The 4,967-nt window shown below is 50.5% G+C and carries 2 protein-coding genes and 5 pseudogenes; all 7 read right to left on the bottom strand.

Going from position 1 to position 4,967, the window contains the following annotated elements; genetic code table 11:
• Window positions 1-612 (bottom strand): annotated as a pseudogene (locus tag AC58NV_RS23360) (hypothetical protein); the annotation flags it as partial.
• Window positions 613-1,083: 471 nt separating this feature from the next.
• Window positions 1,084-1,251, bottom strand: a pseudogene (locus AC58NV_RS23365) (integrase core domain-containing protein); the annotation flags it as partial.
• 225 nt (window positions 1,252-1,476) lie between these two features.
• Window positions 1,477-2,142: pseudogene (locus AC58NV_RS23370) on the bottom strand (DDE-type integrase/transposase/recombinase); the annotation flags it as partial.
• A 66-nt stretch (window positions 2,143-2,208) separates the two neighbouring features.
• Window positions 2,209-2,688 carry a hypothetical protein gene (locus AC58NV_RS23375; protein ID WP_497229285.1) on the bottom strand — a complete coding sequence of 160 codons (480 nt, stop codon included), beginning with the start codon at window positions 2,686-2,688 and terminating at the stop codon, window positions 2,209-2,211.
• 211 nt (window positions 2,689-2,899) lie between these two features.
• Window positions 2,900-3,559, bottom strand: coding sequence for a helix-turn-helix transcriptional regulator (locus AC58NV_RS23380; protein ID WP_497229286.1), 660 nt, complete (start codon window positions 3,557-3,559; stop codon window positions 2,900-2,902).
• Between the two features lie 527 nt (window positions 3,560-4,086).
• Window positions 4,087-4,395 (bottom strand): annotated as a pseudogene (locus tag AC58NV_RS23385) (integrase core domain-containing protein); the annotation flags it as partial.
• Window positions 4,396-4,475: 80 nt separating this feature from the next.
• A pseudogene (locus tag AC58NV_RS23390) lies at window positions 4,476-4,574 on the bottom strand (IS5/IS1182 family transposase); the annotation flags it as partial.
• Window positions 4,575-4,967 lie beyond the last annotated feature (393 nt).

Genomic DNA, 4,967 nt, shown 5'->3' on the forward strand with positions numbered 1-4,967 from the left:
ACCCCGTTTCGTGGTGACAACATCGCCTACTTTTAGTGTTTCTATGGCTACGGGGCCTTTCGAGGTCTGAACTCTCGTTTTTCCCGATAAACAAACAACTGCGTTGCCTGCACTAAAGCCTGCGGCTGTTTCATTCCCGTCACGATCGAAATTAACGGACTCATTGGCGTCAGAAAAGACCGTGCTAACGGTGACTACTCCGTCAGCCGCCCCCCCACTGAGCGTCGTAGAAGGGTTGTTGGCAATACTATAGGCATCAAGGGTAGTGCCTGAAGCTGTATCAGTTAGAGCGACATGGAAAGCTTGACTGGGGTTGTCGACTGCTATGCCCCCCCCATGAAAAAGTGACCCCGAAGGATCCAGAGTCTCTATGACGTAAATGGTCCAATTGGGATTGTCGGGATCAGGAACTCCAGTAAGATTGCTCAGGACAACTTCACCGCCGACCTCACCTTCAGCTTGAAATTCAGCGTTTGTTCTCAGATTGCCTGCAGCGTTGTAGAACGAAACAGTGAAATCTGCGGGGTCATCACCTGGTGCCAAAGCTATTTCGATAAACTCTGTCGGGGGGGTGGAATCAGTGCGCCAGTGAATCTCTGAAATAAAAGCCATGTATTCGGAAACCTCCCAAAAGCGGTTCTAATAAGCTGATTCGTTTGTTGCTGCTCATTTCCACCCACTCCTTCAGACGCCAAGCCGACCCCCTTTGGCCGTCATGACGCTGTTGGTAAGGTCTGGAGGTGACCGATCGACCCCCTCCGTACGCTGCAAGAGGCACCGTAACCGCTGGACTTAGAGACGGTTTGAAGTACCCTCAGGAAATGAGCCGCAGCTAGCCAATATTTGACCTCTCAAGAAGTTCGCACATGGATCTCTTACGTAGTTAACGCCACTAGCCATACGGATCGACCTTTGAGGAGCTGGCCCATTGTTAATTGCTTTCCTATTGCCACATCTTTGCGCAAGGGGCAGCACGTCAATTATGATGTACCCCGCAAAATCTCTCACCATGAAGTAGAGTCTGCCCAACTTTGCTCTGAGCCCCAACCTTGGACCGCCAGAAGCTGGATTTTTCTGGCTCTGTCACGATGACGGGCTGGTGACGCCATCGGGATAATGCATGGCAATCGGGACGTTGTATCCGATTGCGCTGTGTGGTCTGTCCTCATTGTAGTGCCGACGCCAATCCTCCAGCTTTTCACGGGCATCTGCAAGGCTCATGAACCAGTGTGCGTTCAGATGGCGTAATCGGGGCTCTGTCCCCGGGATCGCTGGTATTCTTCTTGCCGGTAAGTCCATGACCGGAAGAATGACCATGACCAAAGTACTGTTCGCCGGACTTGATGTCTCACTCGAATTGACCAGCATCTGCGTTGTCGATGCCGACGGCGGAATGATCCTGGAGGCGACGGCGGTTTCGGTTTGTCCCGCATAGTGTGAGTTTGGGGCTGGCGTGGTGAATGGCAGCTGAAAATCTCGCTGGCCGCTTGCCTCTTTGATCGTCCGGTTCATGCGCTCGACCTGGCCGTTCGTCCAGGGATGGTTCACCTTAGTCTGGCGCTGGTCGATGCCATACTCACGGCAAACGCGGCTGAAGATGTGTGCGAAGGCCGACGTGTCCTGCTTGCGATTGGCGAACTGGATGCCGTTATCCGTCAGAACAGTATGGATTTTGTAGGCCACTGCAGCGATGAGATTGCGCAGGAACTGGGCCGCGACCATCTTGCCCGCTCACTCGTGCAGCTCGACATAGGCGAACTTGGAAGTGCGGTCGATGGCCACGAACAGGCGGATTTTACCCTCACCTGTACGAACTTCCGCGATGTCGATATGAAAATAGCCGATAGGGTATCGCTTGAACTTCTTCTTGGGCTTGTCACCTTCAACTTCGAGCAAGCGGCTGATGCCATGCCGCTGCAGGCAGCGGTGCAGTGAAGAGCGCGTCAGATGTGGTATGGTTGGCTGCAGAGCATAGAGGCAGTCATCCAGTGGCAGCAGCATGTGACGCCGAAAGGCGACGATGATCGCCTCTTCTTCGATGCCAAGCCCCCGGCTCAACGCCGCGTTCGAAGCTTTCGATCGCTGTATGAGAGCTCGGACAGCGTGCGTGGTCTTGGCGCACCCGTGAAGTATTTGTCCCATAGTGCATCCTCTTGATGGTCAGAGATCAGTAGACCACCACATGCCGGGACTGAACACCTAAAGAGTTTAGGAGGGGCACCCACCCAATTGCAAGGGAAGATGACTCATTTCCAAGTCCTCAAATGAATAGGTTTTAATCAGAAGCCCATTTGCCGAAATGCACTGGTTTAACTTTGTCAACAGCAGCAAATATTGAGTGTCGCAGTCTGATTCAATCCATTCGGCCTTTCCCTCCTGCGCAAGTTCAGCGGCACATATCCAGTCCAAGGCGGGATATTGACTAGAAGGCGTTCTTATGGATGGTGCAAAAACAAACTGAGAAGGTGTGACAGTAACTTGTTTCGAGCCGTCTGATGCAGTGATCCTAACAAGCTTGACGGCTCCGGAGGAAAAAAACGTCTCCCTCCTTGTCATTTTCTTGACGAACTCTAGTGTGAAATAGTTGTCAAGCAGGCAGTCATACAGCAAGTCTCCCGCTCGCAGCCTATTTGTCGAGTTTCTATCTTTGAACTCATCAACTTGAATATCAGCACTCCCTACAATCATCTGTGGACCCTTCTTTAGCTAGTTCGCTGTCACTATGAGATGGTCAAGCATGAATCTTGACATACCAGGTTGTCAGAGCGTTTCGTTGGCAACCATGTTACCTAGACCTAGGTCCTCTCATTGACGATTGAGCGCTGCAAGCTCATGTGAGGCAAAATTGCCACTTTATCTGATTTATCTGAAAATTCTGCCAAAGTATTTCAAAATGCTGTCACAACTCTTTGATGTAACCAAGCCTTATTGCTTTGGTTACCAGCTGCGTCCGATTGTAAACGTCAAATTTTCGTCGAAGATTTGACAGGTGCATTTTTATAGTTGGTTCTTTCTTGCCCAAATTGTAGGCTATTACTTTATCACAGTCGCCCTTGGCCGCTTCTAGCAAGACCTCCAACTCGCTAACAGTTATTTTAATGTCTTGCCCGGAGGACTCGGTGATTAAGGGTTGATTTAATTGGCTCTGCCAAGCGCGAGCGGGAAAAAACACTTCACCCTCTATAGCAAGCATCAAAGAATGGTAAAGGAGTTGCGGCCGAAAACTTGTAGGCAAGATGGCTCTTCCATCAACTTCCATCATGTGCCTCACTACTTTCAGCGTTACGTTTTCAGTCAACAAGATTATCGCACATGTATTCCTTTTTTCCTTTAGCAGGGAATGTGCGCCCAGAAAACTGCTGTCATCGAAAAGAAATACCGAGTTCTCACAACTCGATGCCGCTAAAAGCTCAGGCAAATCCTGAGGCAGATAGTGCGAGAACATCAAATTGCTGTGGCACGACATACTTGAGGACACCAACTCGTATAGAAGAACGTTTTGGCTGATAAAACTCACCCTCTTTTCAACGGGTTTATTGCCAAGGTTAGGCTTCACCATCTAATTACCCCCTCCATTCCTCACTCGCGAACGATCAAATGACAAAATGACCGCAATAAAGGAGCGCTCACAGTCGTTTCCGGGATTTTCTCGGAAATCACACTCCGCCCAAACACCACCACTAAAGACAGAAATCGAGATCCTACTGCCTAACATCTTCGCTTACATTTGTTAATTCATGGTGAATATCAACACATATATATCACATTAGAACTGCTAATAATAACATCATTAAGTATGTAACAAACGTAGGCATGTATACGAAATCATTAGGCTGAAATACTCTTTTCGGGGAAAACGACGCCAACCTATTGTGCAGACTTCTCTCACGAATTGTTATTTCGCTCAGCGCCTGATCGATATGGTTAGCTTTGGCATACGGACCTTCGAAGATAGGATGTACTGCGGAACTGAGCGGTGGGCGGCCCAAGTTATTCGGCCTACTCGAACTGAGCAGCCCCCAAAACTGCTCTGAACCCCAACCTTGGACCGCCGGAAGCTGGATTTTTCCGGCTCCATCCCGATGACGGGTTGGTGACGCTATCGGGAAATTGCATGGCAATCGGGATGTTGTATCCGATTGCGCTGTGGGGTCTGTCCTCATTGTAGTGCCGACGCCAATCCTCCAGCTTTCGCGGGCATTTGCAAGACTCATGAACCAGTGTGCGTTTAGGCAATCCACCCGGAGCTTTCTGTTAAACGCCGAAGCCATTGTCCGTGGGCTTTCCAGGCCGTGAGAAGTTGAGGGTTACGTTGTTGGCGTAGGCCCAGAGATCGAGGTCCCGCGAGATGAACTCGCTGCTGCTATCGACTCTGATCGTCTTGGGATAACCAGCTGTCCGGTTACTTCTGAAGCCCGGTTCAAGGAGGCGCGCCGTGGACTGGGTCACGAAAGAGAAGAGCTACTCGTAACGGCGGGCTTGCGCCCTTTTGGGGCGCGTGCTGTCAGGATGAACCGTTCAAAAAACGCCCATTCCTCGTCCGACATCAAATCTCGTGCAAAGCTGGTCACGATCGTAAATGCCACCTTGAATCATGCCCGACACCCGATGTGAATCCCTTTTGCCAACACGGCCTAGGCAGCTACCAACCCACCGGTCACCCGCGGTTTATTTTGATTGGCTTCGAGCTAAAAAATCAGCGGCGGCCTCTCAGTGCAATGTGCACTTAAAGGGGGATGCACATTTGCTGGGGGCGCGCGCTCACTAGTGAACACGAGAGTCCGCCACTGATAGAACAGTCCAAAAAAGGGGAGTAGTATATAATCACGAGATTAACAGTCGTCTTCCGACCTATAAACATAGCAATTCTAATGTGTACGATTGGCCAGACGGGCGGCCCCTAGGTGCTTAATCCCATGGTTTGATGGTGCAATCCATTCGATAGCATGGAAGGATGCCCTAACAGG

Source organism: Leisingera sp. ANG49, from assembly GCF_059694505.1.

Excerpts from the sequence above, each read along its gene's own strand:
- AC58NV_RS23375 (WP_497229285.1), bottom strand. The coding sequence starts at position 2,688 with ATGATTGTAGGGAGTGCTGATATTCAAGTTGATGAGTTCAAAGATAGA.
- AC58NV_RS23380 (WP_497229286.1), bottom strand. The coding sequence starts at position 3,559 with ATGGTGAAGCCTAACCTTGGCAATAAACCCGTTGAAAAGAGGGTGAGT.